This is a genomic window from Pseudoalteromonas sp. NGC95, from assembly GCF_015864705.1.
Classification (GTDB): Bacteria; Pseudomonadota; Gammaproteobacteria; order Enterobacterales; family Alteromonadaceae; genus Pseudoalteromonas; species Pseudoalteromonas arctica.
This window is the reverse complement of the sequence record NZ_JADYWR010000009.1, coordinates 36,958-55,191: the sequence shown is the minus strand read 5'-3', so window position 1 is coordinate 55,191 and position 18,234 is coordinate 36,958. Positions and strand designations below refer to the sequence as shown.

Genomic DNA, 18,234 nt, shown 5'->3' with positions numbered 1-18,234 from the left:
ATGACTTGCTCCCCCGTTGTACTCATCACTGGCTCTAGTCGAGGTATTGGCGCAGCTACCGCATTATATTTTGCAAAGCACGGTTATAATGTTTGCATTAATTATAAAGCAGATTTAGCTAGTGCAATATTGGTGGCAGAAAAAGTAAAGCAATTAGGCGTTGAGGCTGAAGTAATTCAAGGTGACGTGTCACTAGAGGCTGACGTTTTAGCTTTATTTATGCATATAGATAAAGTCTTTGGTCAACTTGATGTACTAATAAATAACGCCGGTATTTTAAAACCACAAATGCCTTTGTTAGAAATGAGTGCTGAGCGCATAAACGAAGTTTTGACTACAAATATTACCAGTGCTTTTTTATGTAGCCGTGAGGCAATAAAGCGAATGGGAAATGGCGGTAGTATTGTTAATGTTTCATCGGGGGCCGCTAAAACGGGCTCTCCTAATGAGTACATTGATTATGCAGCATCTAAAGGTGCAATGGACACATTTACTATTGGCTTGGCCAAAGAGGTGGCAAGTAAAGGTATTCGTGTTAACTCGGTTAGACCTGGGCTTATTTACACTGATATGCATAGTGATGGCGGTGAAAAAAATCGAGTCGATCGTCTTAAAAGTAAATTACCCCTTGGCAGAGGCGGTACACCCGATGAAGTTGCTGCAGCAATTTACTTTTTAGCTTCAGAGCACGCTTCTTTTACAACGGGTAGTTTTGTTGATGTAGCCGGCGGTTTGTAAGCTAAAGTAATAAAGCTAGCCAAAACGTAAAGCTAATAACACTTAAGATAGTAGAAAGTACGACAGCCCCAGCAAGAGTAGCTTCATGCTGCTTTATTTGAGTCGCAATAAGATAAGCATTTACGCCAACAGGGGACGCACTTAAAAGTACCAATACATTAAGTATTTGCGTGTCTAGCTTAAATACATAGGTGCCTACCAATAAAACTAACGCAGGCAATAAAAATATTTTTAAAATTGATGCTATTAACGCAGGTTGCCAATTTGCTGCTATTTTATAAAAAGCTAAATTAGCACCAAGTACAAATAGCGCACAGGCAATTGCTGGTTTAGCTAATAGCTCCAAACTATTTGCTAAGTCGGTGAACAGTGTTACTCCTAATATGTTTAATGTAAGCCCGCATCCAATACTCAGTACTATTGGATTTAACACCATACTTTTTCCAAAGTGCGACCACGAAAATTTATCGCTACTGCCCTTAGCCCCTATTAAAAAAGTAAGTGCAAATAACAATGTGCTATGAAAAGTAATGATCATAAACGCAATGGCTATCATCTCTTTGCCAAGCGATGCAATAACAATAGGAATACCCACTAACACCATATTTGAATAGCTAGAAGCGAGTCCAAAGACGCCGTGTTGTTGGTAATTTTTTAAATACTTTTTATTTAAATAAAAGCGATCAATTAAAATACCCACCCCAAACACGCTCAGAACGGGTATGTAAAAACTCAAAAATGCAAAAAGGCTAATGCTTTGCTGTAAGTTAATTTGCGACATATTTAACAATAAAAAAGCAGGCAAACTCACATAAAAAGTAAATTTACTTAGACCCGCAATGTGTTGTTCGTTAAAAAATTTTAACTTACAACAGCCATAACCCAGTGCCACAATAAAAATGAGCGGAAAAATAATTGAAAAAATATGCACGTAGTTACATCCTAGTAATAGCTAAAGTTAGCGTCTAAATTCATCACTTTGCGGTAAATTAATTAGTATGAGTACAGCGCCTCTACCACCATATTCGAGAGGGGCTTGGTGCATCGCTATTACGTCAGGATGCTGTACTAAGTACTGAGGCACTTTGTGTTTTAGTACGCCGCCGCCAATACCGTGCACTACACACGCACAATAGTAATGCTGCTTTTTACATTCGTGAATGAGTCCAGCGAGTTCGTCTTTAGCAAGTTCTTTATTTAAGCCATGTAAATCTAGCGTCAAATCGGGTGCAAAGTCACCACGGCGAAGCTGTTTAGCTAGGAAAGTATCTTGGCCTGGTTTTACATATTTAACCGTGCCGTGGGTGTCTATATCGGGAATATAAACGTCTGAGAAGAAAAATTCAGATTGAGCCTGCTTTTTTTGCTGGGCAAATTGCTTAGCTTGTGACACCTTAGGCTTTGTATCAAAACGATGAGTATCTTGTTTAAATACTTTGGCGCCTGTGATCGTTTGACGAAATAAGCTTATGTCGTCATTGCTTAGGGACGAATGTGATGGAGTGTCTTTTTTCATAACTATTACCTAAACAAAAAAACGTAAAAACGCAGCGCAAAAGGCGGTACAATACTTAAATGAGGGGCAATTGTAATTTGCCCAGCGCAGATAGGCAATGCAATCGTCTTAAAGACTCAAAACAGTCAGTAAGCTAATACAGGTAAAAATATATGAGCGATTTACAAATAGAAGAAGCAACACTCGAAGAAGCCGTTGCAGAACTGTCAACTTTACATGACTGGTTACGTTGGACTACAAGCCAATTTGCAAGTAGTAGTATATTTTTTGGACACGGTACAGATAACGCATGGGATGAAGCTGTAAGCTTATTACTGCCTGCGCTTAGCTTGCCTGTTGATGCGCCAAAAGAATTAATGCACGCGCGTTTAACAAGCACAGAAAAAAACCGACTTGCGGGTCTTATTGCAGAACGTATTAACGACTGCACACCAGTACCTTACTTAACAAACATTGCATGGTTTGCGGGTATGCCATTTTATGTGGATGAACGTGTACTTATACCTCGCTCACCGTTTGCTGAGCTTATCAGCAACCGCTTTACACCCTGGCTTGAAGAGCCACAATCGGTTAACCGCATATTAGATTTATGTACGGGGTCGGGTTGTATAGCAATTGCACTTGCTCAAGCTTTTGAGGAAGCACAAGTTGATGCGGTAGATATATCGTATGAAGCGCTTGAAGTGACAGACATTAACATTAACGATTACATGTTAAGTGATCGTGTGTTACCCATTCAGTCTGATGTATTTAGCGGTGTACCAGGTCAAAAATACGACCTAATAGTTGCAAACCCACCGTATGTTGATGCAGAAGATATGGCTGACCTGCCACGTGAGTTTCATCATGAACCAGAGCTTGGGCTTGCATCAGGCCACGATGGTTTAGATGTAACCCGTACTATTTTAAGTGAAGCGAGTGAACACCTAACTGATAACGGTTTGTTATTTGTAGAAGTTGGTAACTCTATGGTACATATGGATGCACTTTATCCGGGCGCGCCGTTTGAATGGATTGAATTTGAACAAGGCGGCTTAGGTGTATTTGTAATTAGCAAAAAGCAGCTAGATGAGTATTTTGCAAAATAAGTAAAAAATGAATAGCCAAGCCGTGTGCTTGGCTATTGGTAGTCATTAGGAATGAGGAAAGTTAATGGCAGGTAATAGCATTGGACAGTTATTTAAAGTGTCCACCTTTGGTGAGAGCCACGGCGTTGCATTAGGCGGCGTTGTTGATGGTACTCCCGCAGGTCTTGAAATCACAGAGGCCGACTTACAAATTGATTTAGATCGCCGAAAACCAGGCCAAAGCCGTTATACAACGCAGCGCCGTGAAAGCGATCAAATAAAAATATTAGCAGGCGTTTTTGAAGGTAAAACCACAGGTACCAGCATTGGTTTATTGATTGAAAATACCGATCAACGCTCGCAAGATTACGGCAAAATTAAAGATGTATTTCGCCCAGGTCATGGCGATTACACGTATTGGCATAAGTACGGCTTGCGCGACTATCGCGGTGGCGGTCGTTCATCTGCACGCGAAACCGCAATACGCGTAGCGGCAGGTGCTATTGCTAAAAAATACTTAAAGCAATTTCATGGTATTGAAGTTAAAGCATGTTTAAGTCAGCTTGGCCCTATCAAGGCGGAAACGTTTGACTGGGACGAAGTTGAAAATAACTTATTCTTCTTCCCTGATGCAAGTAAGCTTGAAGCGCTTGACGAATATATGCGTGACCTTAAAAAGCAAGGTGACTCAGTTGGCGCTAAAGTAAAAGTAGTGGCAAGCAATGTACCTGTTGGTCTTGGTGAGCCAGTATTTGACCGCCTTGATGCCGAACTTGCACACTCATTAATGAGTATTAATGCAGTTAAAGGCGTTGAAATTGGTGATGGCTTTGACGTAGTTGAGCAAAAAGGCTCTGAGCATCGCGACGAGCTAACCCCTGAAGGTTTTACATCAAACCATGCGGGTGGCGTACTTGCCGGTATTTCGACAGGGCAAGATATTATTGCTTCTATTGCGCTAAAACCAACGTCGAGTATTACCATCCCAGGTAACAGCATTAATACAAGCAACGAAGCGGTTGAGATGATCACCAAAGGTCGTCACGATCCGTGTGTGGGTATTCGTGCAATCCCGATTGCTGAGGCAATGATGGCTATTACATTAATGGATCATTTACTGCGCCAACGCGGACAAAATCCACATGTAAACCACGAACACGGGCCAATTAACGGCTCTGTGTAAGTATTTATAATTATAAAAAACGCGGACTACCGCGTTTTTTTATGTCTGTAATTTAGTTTAAAGCCTTTCAGGAGTTGTTCAAGTAGGCCCTATATACTGCAAGAAGGAGGGTAGTAATCATGAACGATAATATTAATGAACACTCACAAATGAAAGCCCAAGCTGCAATAGCCCGCTTAGAGCGATTCAGTAAGTTAACTGATAGCAGCATTGGCATTCCTTTTACTAAATTTAATATAGGTTTGGAGGCTGTGATTGGTTTAATTCCCGTTATAGGTGATGCCGCAGGGCTAATTTTATCAAGTTATGTGCTGATAGAAGCGCAGCGTTTAGGTGTGAGTAAACGTATAAAGACTAAGATGATTATCAATATGCTCATAGACTTTGTGGGCGGTTTAGTGCCATTTTTTGGTGATATTTTTGATGCCTTTTTTAAAGCTAACACGCGTAATACACAACTATTAAAAAAGCATTTAAACAAGCAGTTGAGTGAGTAATTAATAGCTTTAAGTAACAGTTAGCAAAGAGACTTTAAACAAAATGTTGTTGGTTGTTAAATCACCTAGTATGGTAGGAGCGTCTATTCACTTTGGTATTTACAATATGCAATTATTTATCGGTAATAAAAACTACTCTAGCTGGTCATTACGCGCATGGTATTTAATGAGTAAATTTGATGTTGAGTTTAGTGAAACCCAGCTAGTACTCGACACCCCCGACTTTTACAATGAACTAAAAAAGACCTTTGCTTTGCAAAAAGTCCCAGCGTTAATTGATGGCGATTTACAGGTATGGGATTCGCTAGCAATTTGTGAATATATTAACGATGCTTACTTATCAGGCGCTGCATGGCCAAAATATATTACCCAAAGAGCTAAAGCGCGTGCACTAAGCGCTGAAATGCATTCAGGCTTTGTGGCACTGCGCAGTGAAATGCCAATGAATATAAGAGCAACCCGTAAAGTAGACCTATCGAGCGAAGCACTAAAAGACATAGCCCGTATAGACGAAATATTTGCACAGCAACAAGATGTGTTTCCAAATGAGTGGTTTTTTGGTGACTTTAGTATTGCTGATGCCATGTATGTGCCTGTTGTACTGCGCTTAAAAACCTATCAAATTACGTTATCGCCAGAGGCACAGCAATATTGTGACTTTGTTATGCGCTGCCCAGTATTGCAAGCATGGATCACTCAGGCATTAACCGAGACCGATATTGTAGAGTGTGATGAAGCAGGAACGCCTGTATAATTATTGTTTTCTTATATGGCATGTTTTATACCTTAAAATCATAAGTTTAAACTAGGCAGCTCATGTATCTAAATCACCCAAGGTATGGCAATACACCAATAACTACCAATACCCCAGTGACAATAGAGGCGATAGAGAATGCGCACTGGCGTTACTCGAGCCTTAAATACTTCCCTAATACGGTAATATTGGCTGATATAAAAAAGCAAAACTATGCCATTTATCCTCGGGCACTTTATGTTGATATTGAAGAGAAGTGCGGGACTTGCTCTAAGGCATTTATTTTTTTTGCTCAAGAGCAGCAATATTGGTTTGAAACATTAAGATTTTGGGTCGATTCACACTGTACTCATTGCTTTGAATGCCGTAGACATGCCAGATATATACTAACTCTACGTAAACGGTACGATATGTTAACTAGCTTAGCCAATAAAACCTCAGGTGAAAAAACACAGCGTAAAGAACTTGGTAATACTCTTTACTGTTTAGGTATTATTAAAAATATCAATAAAGTGAAAGATTAGTCCGCTTATATTTTACTATCACGCCTTATTTTTACTTTAGTTGTAAAAGCCCGTACAATTCGTCTCGTTTTTACTGCGCAAAATAGCGCTGCAACCGAGAAAAATTAGCCTAATTTTATGCATCAAATAGCTGATCTAATTTCAATTTTTGAACGCACTTTTTATCAAAGTCATAATACATGTCTGATAAAAGGCGATTTTGAACCTGTGTATTTACCAGCAACAGAGCACGTGCCATATCACCAAGTTGTATTTGCGCATGGTTTTTACGCGAGTGCATTACATGAGGTTGCACACTGGTTGGTTGCAGGCGATGAACGTCGTTTATTAGAAGATTACGGCTATTGGTATTGTCCTGATGGGCGCGACAAACAAAAACAAGCTGAGTTTGAAAACGTAGAAGTAAAGCCTCAAGCTATAGAGTGGTTATTAAGCACCGCAGCAGGGTTTAATTTTAATGTGTCGGTGGATAACTTAAACGGCGAGCAAACATGTCGGTTTGATTTTCAGCAGCGAGTACATGCACGTGTATTATCGTTAATCGAAAATGGCTTTAACTCTCGTACAGAGTCACTTTTAAAAGCACTCTCTGATTTTTATAATACACAGTGGCCATTAACAGCGCAGCAATTTAATTGGCAACATCCGAAGGAGCTTTGTAATGGCGTTTAAATTAGGTTTAATTGTAAACCCAGTAGCGGGTTTAGGCGGAACAGTTGCTTTAAAAGGTAGTGATGGCGCACACACAGCCGCTAAAGCAATCGAATTAGGTGCAGAACCAAAAGCAAATAGCCGTACAAAAGCAGCGCTTGAAGTGCTATTGCCTTATAAAGAACGCTTAACCATTTACACCGTTAACGGTGACATGGGTGAGCAAACAGCAAAAGCCTTGGGCTTTAATGTAGAGGTTGTATACAACTCTGCAGTAATAACAACCCCAGATGACACAGAACAAGCAGCAAAAGTACTTAAAGACTTTGGTGTTGATTTAGTTTTATTTGCTGGAGGCGATGGTACAGCGCGTAATATTTGCCATGCAATAGAGGATACCATTCCCGTACTTGGTATTCCTGCAGGCTGTAAAATTCACTCTGGTGTTTACGCTATTACACCAAAAGCTGCAGGGCGCGTAGTCGAAATGCTGGTTAAGGGGGAGTTAGTTACCTTAGCTGATGCAGAGGTAATGGATATAGATGAAGATGCCTTTAGACAAGGCACAGTAAAAGCAAAGCGCTACGGCGAAATGCAAACACCTAGCGAAGTACGCTATATGCAAGCGGTTAAAAATGGCGGCAAAGAAACCGACGAACTCGTACTTGCCGACATTGCTGCGCATGTTGTATCGCAAATGGATGAAGACACATTTTATATAATGGGTAGCGGCTCAACCGTTGAAGCCATAATGGAAGAAATGGGACTTGAGAATACGTTGCTTGGCGTTGATTTAATAAAAGATCAAACCTTAGTTGCTCAAGATTTAACGGCGAAGCAATTACTTGAGCTTACACATGATCAAAGTACTAAGTTAGTCATTACGCTCATTGGCGGGCAAGGGCATATATTTGGCCGTGGTAACCAGCAATTGAGCCCTGCGCTTATACGCGCAATTGGCAAAGAAAATATTATTGTAGTAGCAACTAAAACAAAACTACAAGCGCTTAATGGTCGCCCCCTTATTTGTGATACAGGCGATGGCGAATTAGATGATGAATTAACCGGTTATATTAAAGTAACCACCGGATTTAACGACCATATTATGTATGCAGTAGGGCACCAAAACCTTGAAAATACAGGTGCTTTACAAAACCAGGAGATTAATAAATGAGTTTAGTGAACTATATCGATGCAGCCCAGCAGTACTTCGATGATTTAGTAATAAAAGCAACTGACGATGAGTTATTTGCAGGCGGCTATTTACGAGGTCATTTTGATCTTGCAGTTGGTTATGCCGAAGTAGAAAAGCTGACAATCAGTATAGATGAGCTAAACGAAACTGTAGAGCAGAGCTTAGTTAAAGCGTATCGTAATGGTGAGCTTAACGAAGAAGATAAGACATTAGTTGCACGCTTGTGGGAAGAAGTTAAAGCCCTCGCTTAAAAGTAAGTGATACAAAAAACACGATTTGTTTATCACTATCGTGTTTTTTTGTGTCCAAAACTTTTAAAGCTAATTTTTATGTTAATTTACTGTTTTGTTTTTATGCGATATTGTTACTAAAAATAAATTTAGGAACAATAAGAATGAATAATAATCAAGACGCTTTACCTTCAGGGGTTGTTGCGCGTTTTTTAAATTTTGTTGAACGGGTTGGCAATAAGCTTCCAGATCCAGCCGTAATATTTCTGTTTGCAATGTTATTAATTTGGTTTTTGTCGTGGTGGTTTTCAGGCGTGAGTTTTGATGCAATAGACCCACGAACTGGCGAAGCGATTATTATTAATAATATGCTGGCAAGTGATTCGCTCGCAACCTTTTTATCCTCTATGGTAAAAACCTTTACCGGCTTCGCTCCTTTAGGTGTCGTTTTAGTAGCTATGTTAGGTGTCGGTGTTGCAGAGCATTCGGGCTTCATTAATACCGGTCTTAAGTTAATGCTTAAAGTTACTCCTAAAAAGCTATTAACGCCTTCAATCATTTTAGTAGCCATTGTGAGCCATACCGCTACTGACGCAGGTTATGTATTAGTTATTCCACTTGCCGGTGTTATATTTTATGCTGCAGGGCGCCATCCGCTTGCGGGTATTGCAGCTGCATTTGCAGGAGTCAGTGGTGGTTTTGGGGCTAACTTTATTCCATCAGGGATTGATCCATTACTACAAAGCTTTACTCAAAGTGCAGCGCAAATAATTAATCCTGCAATAACAATTAACCCGTTAAATAACTGGGCATTTGCTTCAGCATCTAGCTTATTTATTGTGGCATTAGGCTGGTACATTACCGATAAAATTATTGAACCACGTTTACAAAAAACAACGGTTGATGGTGCTAAAGAGGATTTACCTGTATTTGAAGATGCACGTAGTGATGAAAAACGTGCCTTTTATATAGCCAGTACCGTGATGATTGCAGGGCTTGCGTTATTAGCATTTGTCTCTGCTCCAGACGATTCTGCAATGCGCAGTAGTGACGGATCCCTTACTAATTTTAGCTCCCCTTTAATGCAATCAATTGTACCACTAATATTTTTACTTTTTTGGCTACCTGGCACAGTATATGGTTTTACGGTAGGTACCTTTAAAACTTCAAAAGATATGATTGATGCTATGAGTAAAGCGATGAGCGGCATGGCATATTATATCGTTATGGCGTTTTTTTGTTCGCTATTTATTGCTGCATTTAGTAAATCAAATTTAGGTGCATTACTCGCAATCGAAGGTGCGCAGTTATTAAAGGCAATGGAATTGCCAAGTGCAGTAACGGTTGTGGGCATTATCTTTTTAACTGGCTTTGTTAACTTGTTTGTAGGTTCAAGTTCAGCAAAATGGGCGTTACTTGGCCCTATTTTTGTACCGATGTTAATGCAACTTGGCATTTCGCCAGACTTAACTCAAGCCGCTTATCGTGTAGGTGACTCAAGTTCTAATATTATTACACCGTTAATGCCTTATTTCCCATTAGTGGTGGTGTACTGTCAAAAGTATGTGAAAGGCACAGGTATAGGTACTTTAATTGCTATTATGCTACCGTACTCAATCGCCTTTATGATTGGCTGGAGTATCTTTTTATTAGGTTACTGGGCACTTGGTATTCCACTAGGGCTTGATGCTAGCTACGTTTACCCAGCTTTGCCTTAACCTAAACCTTGATTTATGAACCTCACTCACTTGAGTGAGGTTTTTAAATAAAAGTCCTGTAATGTAAAAGTAAGTCTAAGTTACCTTTCTAAATCTCTCACTATATAGCCAAATAAGTTGGCCTCACCAACAATATACACATCATCTTTTTTGTTGTTCATTATTGTAGACTTAGCGTCGTACCACCTAAAATCATGAATTTTATTCGTTTTAGGGTCTTTGAAGTATAAATGAGTACAACTATCTTCATACTCGGTGCCACACTTTTGTACATCGGTCAGTATATATTCCTTATACCAATAGCCGCCTTGCGTGTAGTAAGCCCATAATTTAATGGGATCAGAGATAAAAATATAGAGTATTCCATAGATTAATAAAGGGGATAATGGGTACATGAAAATGGATGCCAATTTCATTTTTGTATCTGAAAAATTGTATTTAAGTGATTCTCTATATTTACTGCAGCGTTTGTATTTATTGAATATAAGTATATTTAAATAGATAAATAGTGCGCAACAGATAATAGGGAGGGCTATAAAGAAAACAACGTCGTATAGCTCATTTGAGATGAATGGTGGATCTGTAAAGTCCATTAAAATAGGAATAGTGATGCATAATAAAATGGAGAGTATTATTGCTACAAAGAGCAAGTTGTCGTAAATCTTTTTCAATTTTTAATTCATCCGTGAACTATAGCCTTTGTTTAGTTTACAGAATTTTTGTTATTTTAAAAATCAGAGGAATATATTTTTAGGCATTAAGTAACCCGAACTCAGGCTAAAAAAACTATCTCAAGCTGCTATTGAATTGACGCGAAGGTTTACTTTGTATTCACTGTGGCAGCAGCTTAAAAACAAAAAAACCTTGTCACTTTCGTGGCAAGGTTTTTTTATTAAAGAGTCGTTGCTTATTTAGCTGTGAAGCTTACTGGGCGACGTTCTTTACGAGGGCCAGTACGCTTATCACCGCGTTGGCTATCGTCTTTATCTTTACTAAAGGTGCGCTTTTTGTCACCAGCTGGACGCTCAGAGCGTTCTGCACGTGGCTCAGCAGGGCCTTGATCTTGTGTAATTGTTAAGCCCATAGGACGTTTACAAATAAACACTTTTTGGAAATGATCAAGTACATCTTTAGGCATGTTTTGCGGTAATTGAACCGTACTGTGATTGTCGTGTAAACGAATATCACCAATAAACTTGCTTGAGATGTCAGCTTCGTTAGCGATAGCACCAACAATGTTCTTAACCTGAACACCGTGTTCACGACCTACTTCGATACGGTAAGTATCCATAGGGCCTGCATCACGACTGTTACGTTCGCGAGGTTTACGCTCAGCGCGTTCACCACCACGTTCGCCGCCACGTTCGTTACGACGTCCACGGTCACCACCGCGATCATTGCGGTCGTTACTACGTGGGTTGCGATCGTTACGCTCGTTACGTTCACGAGGTTGAATCTTAACTTCTTCAACTTTAATTGGAGACTGTTGCTGTGCTAAACACAGTAACGCACCCGCTAAGCTTTCAAGAGGAAGTTCAAGTTTTTCAGCCATGTTAGTAGCTATCTCGTTAAAGAATGTAATATCTTTGTTTTCAAGCGCAATAGTTAATTTTGCTTGTAACGCTTCAATACGTTTTTCTTCAACGATTTTTGCAGTTGGTAATTCAACTTGTGCAATTTCAGACTTCGTATGACGAATGATATTTTTAAGTAAATAACGTTCGTTATGTTTTACGAATAAAATTGCTTTACCAGTACGACCAGCACGACCTGTACGGCCGATACGGTGAACGTAGGCTTCAGAATCTTGTGGTATATCGTAGTTGATAACTAAGCTTAAGCGGTCAACATCTAGACCACGAGCAGCAACGTCTGTTGCAATAACAACATTTAGCATGCCGCTTTTTAAGCGTTCTACAGTGCGTTCACGTGCTTGCTGGTTCATATCACCATTAAGTGGAGCAGCAGAGAAACCTTCGCGCTCTAATAACTCAGCAAGTTGTACTGTATCGTTACGCGTACGTACGAAAACAATAGCACCTTCATACTGTTCAGCTTCTAAGAAGCGAACAATAGCTTTATTTTTATGTACGCTTGCATTCCAAAACACTTGCTCAACAGATGATACTGTAGAGTTACGCGCAGAAATATGAACCTGTTCAGGATTGTTCATATACTTGCTGCTGATGTTTTGAATTTGCTTAGGCATAGTCGCAGAGAAAAGACATGTTTGCTTTTCGCGCGGTGTTTTTTCCATGATGCTTTCTACATCATCGATAAAGCCCATACGTAACATTTCATCGGCTTCATCAAGTACAAGTGCTTGTAGAGCATCAAACTTGATAGTGCCACGGTTAATGTGATCGATTAAACGACCTGGAGTTGCAACAATAACCTGAGCGCCACGACGAAGTGCGCTTAATTGGATACTGTAGCTTTGGCCACCATATAGTGCCAATACTTCAATACCACGAACATGTTTAGCATATTGTTCGAATGCCTCAGCAACTTGGATCGCAAGCTCACGTGTTGGTGTGAGTACAAGGATCTGTGGCTGTTTCACAGACGGGTCAATATTATTTAGTAATGGCAGTGCAAATGCTGCGGTTTTACCTGTACCCGTTTGAGCTAGTCCCAGTACGTCCTTTCTTTCTAGCAATAACGGTATACATTGAGCTTGGATTTCAGATGGTGTCTTGTAACCCAACTCTTCAACTGCCTTCAAAATTGCAGGAGAAAGATTTAGAGATTCAAACGTGACTGGTTCTGACATTAATACGCCTCAACGAATTTAAAGAGGCGCGCATTATATAGGATTCGCGAGGCAAATGCTTGTATAAATTGAAACTAATTTGTATGTGTTTGATGTTGGTCGAAATTTAACCAGCTCAATGTAGGGTTTATTAAACTGGTTAACATATTTAATACAAAGCTTATTTATACAAGCCTAGGTTTTCTTTTGCGTAAGCTTCAAATTCTGTAAATCCACCAATGTGATTTTGGTCTACAAAAATTTGTGGAACAGTAGGGCAAGGCTTACCCGCTGACTTTTCAAGGTCGGCTTTACTAATGCCCTCTTTAATTATGTCGATGTAACGAAATTTAAAGTCATCACGTTCATTTGATAATTGCTCAGCAACATCTTTCGCACGAACACAAAATGGACAACCTTCACGGCCAAAAATTACGGTTAACATAGCTTTCTCCTCAATTTGATTAATATCAGTTTAAATGAATGGAAAATTATTTAAAGAGAAAAAAATCGATTGCACCATTCTAATAAATGCATAAATCATATTATGCATAGCAATATGATTTGCAAAATGCGAATGAAAAACCAGAGCCCAGTTTGTCTAACACTTAAGTCTATGAATGCAAGTGTGTTTACAAGAATTAATTTATGGCACATAACTTGATGATGTAGAGCTATACATTGGGTTAACGAGAATACTTTATGAATATTAATAGTCACGTTTTAGAAATTATCCAAGGGGTAATAGGTAAATATTGTGAAACCCAAAGTCAAAAATTCTCTATTACCTTAATCAACAAGTTGCAATGTAACTACGTCTGTTTGCAAATTCCGCCAGAGCAAATGATTGCACAATGCGAGGCGTTTCTTACTCCGGCGCTAGCAGCAGTAAAACAGTGCTTTTTATTGACGCTCGAAGCAAATATTCAGGGAGTTAGTATTCACTATCAGATTGATGATTCTGAACAAGTAAACACGTTGGATTTTCACGGGCTCTTAGCAACTAAAGAGTCTGTTAGTTTAGCGCTTGATGTTAGACAAAATGTAGACGTTTTAACTGATTGCGAAGCGTTACTCAAAAGCTGTTTAAAAATGTCAGCTAATACTCACGATCGTTTTGGTTTAAATTTTAAATTATTTAATAGCACGCTTAGAGAGTCTGCACAGCTAGAGGATTTACGCCATCTTAGTGGTAACGCATTAATTGATAAATTAAATAGTGACAGCTTAAATACACACATAAAGTTGTGCTCTATTAACGACATTTACGAGCTGAGCCAAGCTCATAAACTATCTAAAAAAATATTAGGCTGGCCATTTTTTGATACCGACTTAATTACTATTTTAACAACATTTCACACACAAACACGTTTATCGGTATTAGTAGCAGACGACAGCTTACCGAGCCAAATTGCTACAAAAGTAATGCTTGAAATGCTGGGCTGCTTAGTAACGTGTGCAGAAAATGGTGCCAGTGCATTAACACTTGCTCAAAATGAACCATTTGACTTGCTACTTTTAGATGAGCGTATGCCAGGAATGTTTGGTAGCGATGTGGCGCAGCAATTAGTTAGGCAAAATACACCTAATAACAATACTCCTAAAGTTATTTTAACGGGGTTAACAGGCGATGAGCAAATAGCTGAGTTGTTTGATAAAGGAATTACTCACTATTTACAGAAGCCAGTGACAAAAGCGGTACTTGAGAAATTTATTAAACCTTGGCAGTTAGCCTCTTAAATTGATTAATAAGGAGAGAGTTATGGATGATTTCTCTAAGACAGCACCTATTTTAATTGGTTTTCAAAACAATTACTTTTTGCCAAAAGGCATTTTGTATGACGGGGTTGAAGAGTCATCAAGAATTACTGGCGTGGGGAAAAATACACTCTATTTATTGACCTTCTGCGCAGAGCAATTTGCTTTAGTTATTAATACACCCATTCACTTTACGCAAAACTATAGCGAGCTTAAAAATCCGATTGGTATATTAAAAGTCATTGCGGTGGGGGCATTTAAAGCGGGTTCGTACGGTGTTCAAACCATTAAGCAGATAGACCTTTTTAGTAATATTATAGAGGTGGTATTTGGGAAAAGAAGTTTAAATGCTTTTACACATATAGGTTTAGCCGAAAACATCAAAAAACATGGGACCACTAATATAATTTTAGCGGGTACTGTGTCTTCTATCTGTATTGATTCAACTGTGCGCACTGCTGTTGCACTTGGTTCTAATGCCACTATTTTAAGTGACTGCACACCGAGACGCACTCCTTTTGAACAAGCATTCTACCGTGAAAAGGTTTCCCTTCTTTATGTACGAGTTTGTCAGAGTAATACTTTTATAAAGTATTGGAGAGATCATGAATAATAATGATGAGCTACAAGTTCAAATCCAATATGCACTAGTTGAAAAACTTTCCAATAGTAATCGACGTCAAGCAAAGCTATTAGCTATTTTAGATGAGTGTATTTTTGAGTGTGATAAACATTTGAATTTTACTTATATTAATGAAGCTTGGGAAAAGAAGTTAGGTTACTCAACCGATTCATTAATTGGCTCCAATATTACTAAGTTAATGAATTGCGATGATATTATGCATTTTGTCGCATACAGCTGTTGTTTGCTAGAAGGAAAGCAGGCACCCAGTGTAGAAATACAAATTAAAAGCAATATCGGGCTCATGAACTGGTTTGAGTTAAGGTTAGTTTATGATGAAAAAAGCGGCTTTATAGGCTCGTTCTATGACATTCAACGTCATAAAGATTCTCAATTTTTGCTAACGCAACAGCAAAAATATGTTAAACGCTTATCGCTTGTTGCGAGCCATACAAATAACTTAGTGATTATTACAGATAAGTTTGGTGTGATTGAGTGGGTTAACAATAGTTTTGAAGTGCTTACAGGCTACACCTGTGATGAGGTTATAGGCACTAGCCCAGGTCAATTGCTACAAGGGCCAAAAACATGTGAAAAAAGTCGTAAGGTTATGTCTCACGCTGTAAAAAATGGGCTTCCTTTTCAAGTTGAAACCACAAATTACGATAAAAATGGTAACGTTTATTGGGTTGCTATTGATGCAAATCCAGTGCGAGATGATGAAGGTAAAGTAAAGCATTTTATCGCTATAGAAACTAATATTACGCAGCGAGTTAAAGCTGAACAAGCAATGGCAGAGATAGAATATAACTACCACTCTGTCGTAGATAATATTCCTGATATTGTTCTACGCCTTGATACATTTGGCAATTTATTATTTATAAATCAAGCATGGCAACGCGTCTTACACAGCAATGTAGATGAGAGCCTTGGCTTACCTATAATTAAGTTTATAGCAAAAGAAGATGTAGAAAAAATTTGTAGCACTTTGCTTGATTATAAACAAGGTAAGCGTGATATACGTCGCTTTGACATACGTTTGATTAATGCACAAGGCATAAATAATTGGGTTGAAATGACACTTACTCCCATTGTGGGTGGCTACGAAAGCGATTTGTTATCTATTGCCGCAACACTTGTTGATATACAAGAACGTATTGAAAGCGAGCAAATATTGCTTGAAGCTAAACATCAGGCAGAAACATTAGCTGAGTCTAAAAGCCGATTTATGGCAAATATTAGCCATGAAATTCGCACGCCATTAAATGCCGTTATTGGCTCTGCAGATATTTTGCATCATACCGGTTTAACTTCTGAGCAAATGCGTTACACACAAATGATTAAAACAAGCTCTGATGCATTACTGAGTGTATTGGACGATGTATTAACGTATTCGCGTTTTGAAGCACAAGCTATAACACTCGATAATCAGCCATTTAGTATTGATACGTGTATTGAAGAAGCAATAGATATTATTACCCAAAGTGCTTTGCAAAAAGGGCTTGAGGTTGTTTTTGATTTTTATCCTGATGTCCCCGCTCAAGTAATTGGTGATCATGTACGTATAAGGCAAATAGTCATAAATTTATTAGCCAATGCGATTAAGTTTACTCAGCATGGTGTAATAACGGTTACTGTTAAGTGCACTCATATTGAAGGTAATAATTTAAACCTTTATATATCTGTAAAAGACACTGGAATGGGAATCGCAAAAAATAAAATAGAAAGTATGTTTATGCCTTTTATTCAATCAGATAATTCAATTACCCGAAAACATGGTGGTAGTGGCTTAGGCCTTGCGATATGTAAGCAAATTTGTGATGTAGTAGGGGGAGATATTTCGGTTAACTCTGAGCTCAATAAAGGGAGTGAGTTTATCGTTAATTACCCGTTAAAAATAGACACAACCGACTCAATATTGCGAGAGGGGTTTGCAGCACGAAGTAAAAAGCCAAGAGTATGGATTGTAGGACATAACCAAATTTTAAAAACCGCGTTGGAGCACACACTCACTCGGTTTTCTATCGCTTTTGAGCACTATGAAATATGCCCAGATATCCCTGAGTATGATAGTTTTCCTGATGCAATTGTATTAACTGATCCTCCAATGCTAACCCAAACACGCGAGTGTATAAATACATATAACTCCCTTAATTCACCGTGTTTACTTATCTTAGACTTACTAGGTGAAAGCTTATTACCGCAAAATCTTAACGACAGAGAGCTTAGGTTAAATGGCCCTTTTAAAGTATCGCATGTACCGCGAGCAATTAGTTTATTGGAAGAGCAGTTATTTCATTTAGATATTATATTTACTAATCGTGAACAAAAAGAAGCCTTAGAAAGCTCTTCAGGGTTAACTCAGTTGAATGGGACCAATGTATTGGTTGCTGAAGATAATACTAATAATCAAATAGTAATAAGACAGTTTTTAGAGCAAAAAGGTTGTCGGGTATATATTGCTAGCGATGGGCAAGAGGCAATAACGAAGGCTAAAAACAATAAAATTGATATTATTTTTATGGATATCCAAATGCCAATACTAGATGGGATCTCTGCAACCAAAGCAATCAGAAAGTTAGGTATAGCCACCCCTATAATAGCGCTCACAGCAAATGCAATTCATGGTGATAAAGAGCGATTTATAGAAGCGGGGATGAATGATTACTTAGCTAAACCAATTGTAAGTGAAACACTTTATTTATTGCTTGATAAATATGCACCAAAGCAGGCTATTGAATCTAAACATTTAAAGCTTACTCGTTTAGCGCAAGTGTGGGAAAAGCTGAGCTGAGCAATGAAGGGCAATATAAAAAGTGGGTTTGTGTTGCATAAAACTTGATAAACGAAGAAATTAACCTAGTATTTTAGGAGTAAGTTAAATTTATTTTTTAGTATTTAATGAGTGTTTTTATTATAGTTTTTCAATTTGATTCGCAAATTGCAATTCAAAATAAAAATACAACGTTACGAATTATTTTTGGATTCTAAATTACATTTTTAATTTTTTTAATACTTTGATTTTGTTG

At 38.5% G+C, this 18,234-nt stretch carries 18 protein-coding genes; 13 read left to right on the top strand and 5 right to left on the bottom strand.

The genetic code is table 11. The annotated features are described in order from the left end of the window. Positions 1-738, top strand: coding sequence for an SDR family oxidoreductase (locus tag I6E70_RS10110; RefSeq protein WP_197188631.1), 738 nt, complete (start codon positions 1-3; stop codon positions 736-738). A 1-nt stretch (position 739) separates the two neighbouring features. On the opposite strand, the gene I6E70_RS10105 is transcribed toward I6E70_RS10110, so the two are convergent. Beyond that, positions 740-1,669, bottom strand: a complete 930-nt coding sequence (locus I6E70_RS10105; protein WP_197188630.1) for an AEC family transporter — start codon at positions 1,667-1,669, stop codon at positions 740-742. A 27-nt stretch (positions 1,670-1,696) separates the two neighbouring features. Next, positions 1,697-2,254, bottom strand: a complete 558-nt coding sequence (gene smrB / locus I6E70_RS10100) for an endonuclease SmrB (RefSeq protein ID WP_007377742.1) — start codon at positions 2,252-2,254, stop codon at positions 1,697-1,699. A 152-nt stretch (positions 2,255-2,406) separates the two neighbouring features. On the opposite strand from smrB, the gene prmB reads away from it, so the two are divergent. The 9 genes from prmB to I6E70_RS10055 all read left to right on the top strand — a co-directional run bounded on the left by prmB (position 2,407) and on the right by I6E70_RS10055 (position 10,073). Beyond that, a complete protein-coding gene (gene prmB, locus I6E70_RS10095) occupies positions 2,407-3,342 on the top strand; it encodes a 50S ribosomal protein L3 N(5)-glutamine methyltransferase (protein WP_007580615.1) in 936 nt (311 codons plus the stop codon). A 64-nt stretch (positions 3,343-3,406) separates the two neighbouring features. Continuing rightward, the gene (gene aroC, locus I6E70_RS10090) at positions 3,407-4,504 is read left to right on the top strand and encodes a chorismate synthase (protein ID WP_008138551.1); all 1,098 of its coding nucleotides are present in this window, start codon (positions 3,407-3,409) and stop codon (positions 4,502-4,504) included. A 119-nt stretch (positions 4,505-4,623) separates the two neighbouring features. Then, positions 4,624-5,001: a DUF4112 domain-containing protein gene (locus tag I6E70_RS10085; RefSeq protein WP_007583361.1), complete on the top strand. Its 378-nt coding sequence runs from the start codon at positions 4,624-4,626 to the stop codon at positions 4,999-5,001. Positions 5,002-5,107: 106 nt separating this feature from the next. Beyond that, positions 5,108-5,755 (top strand): glutathione S-transferase family protein, encoded by a 648-nt coding sequence (locus I6E70_RS10080; RefSeq protein ID WP_165725678.1) that lies wholly within the window; start codon positions 5,108-5,110, stop codon positions 5,753-5,755. A gap of 62 nt (positions 5,756-5,817) precedes the next feature. Then, the gene (locus I6E70_RS10075; RefSeq protein ID WP_010554668.1) at positions 5,818-6,279 is read left to right on the top strand and encodes a zinc-ribbon domain containing protein; all 462 of its coding nucleotides are present in this window, start codon (positions 5,818-5,820) and stop codon (positions 6,277-6,279) included. Positions 6,280-6,396: 117 nt separating this feature from the next. Further along, the gene (locus I6E70_RS10070) at positions 6,397-6,951 is read left to right on the top strand and encodes an elongation factor P hydroxylase (RefSeq protein ID WP_010554670.1); all 555 of its coding nucleotides are present in this window, start codon (positions 6,397-6,399) and stop codon (positions 6,949-6,951) included. After that, positions 6,941-8,104 (top strand): ATP-NAD kinase family protein, encoded by a 1,164-nt coding sequence (locus tag I6E70_RS10065; RefSeq protein ID WP_197188629.1) that lies wholly within the window; start codon positions 6,941-6,943, stop codon positions 8,102-8,104. Before I6E70_RS10070 ends, I6E70_RS10065 begins: the two co-directional genes overlap by 11 nt. Further along, positions 8,101-8,376 (top strand): YfcL family protein, encoded by a 276-nt coding sequence (locus I6E70_RS10060; RefSeq protein WP_002962183.1) that lies wholly within the window; start codon positions 8,101-8,103, stop codon positions 8,374-8,376. Before I6E70_RS10065 ends, I6E70_RS10060 begins: the two co-directional genes overlap by 4 nt. Positions 8,377-8,519: 143 nt before the next feature. Beyond that, on the top strand, positions 8,520-10,073 hold the full coding sequence (locus I6E70_RS10055) for an AbgT family transporter (protein ID WP_024593900.1): 1,554 nt from the start codon (positions 8,520-8,522) through the stop codon (positions 10,071-10,073). An 80-nt stretch (positions 10,074-10,153) separates the two neighbouring features. Here the strand turns inward: I6E70_RS10055 and I6E70_RS20665 are convergent, their stop codons facing one another. From I6E70_RS20665 to I6E70_RS10040, 3 genes are all read right to left on the bottom strand, one after another. After that, on the bottom strand, positions 10,154-10,468 hold the full coding sequence (locus I6E70_RS20665) for a hypothetical protein (RefSeq protein ID WP_231620094.1): 315 nt from the start codon (positions 10,466-10,468) through the stop codon (positions 10,154-10,156). Positions 10,469-10,980: 512 nt separating this feature from the next. Next, entirely contained in the window at positions 10,981-12,846 is a 1,866-nt protein-coding gene (locus I6E70_RS10045) for a DEAD/DEAH box helicase (protein ID WP_007585469.1), read from the bottom strand. 160 nt (positions 12,847-13,006) lie between these two features. After that, the gene (locus tag I6E70_RS10040; RefSeq protein WP_007585470.1) at positions 13,007-13,270 is read right to left on the bottom strand and encodes a GrxA family glutaredoxin; all 264 of its coding nucleotides are present in this window, start codon (positions 13,268-13,270) and stop codon (positions 13,007-13,009) included. A gap of 257 nt (positions 13,271-13,527) precedes the next feature. Here I6E70_RS10040 and I6E70_RS10035 point away from each other — a divergent pair, with 257 nt between their 5' ends. From I6E70_RS10035 to I6E70_RS10025, 3 genes are read left to right on the top strand one after another with little or no spacing between them, the layout of a single operon-like run. Continuing rightward, positions 13,528-14,565, top strand: a complete 1,038-nt coding sequence (locus I6E70_RS10035) for a response regulator (RefSeq protein ID WP_024593897.1) — start codon at positions 13,528-13,530, stop codon at positions 14,563-14,565. Between the two features lie 22 nt (positions 14,566-14,587). Next, on the top strand, positions 14,588-15,196 hold the full coding sequence (locus I6E70_RS10030) for an isochorismatase family cysteine hydrolase (protein ID WP_165725682.1): 609 nt from the start codon (positions 14,588-14,590) through the stop codon (positions 15,194-15,196). Beyond that, entirely contained in the window at positions 15,189-17,999 is a 2,811-nt protein-coding gene (locus I6E70_RS10025) for a PAS domain-containing hybrid sensor histidine kinase/response regulator (protein ID WP_197188627.1), read from the top strand. The genes I6E70_RS10030 and I6E70_RS10025 overlap by 8 nt, the downstream gene beginning before the upstream one ends. Positions 18,000-18,234 lie beyond the last annotated feature (235 nt).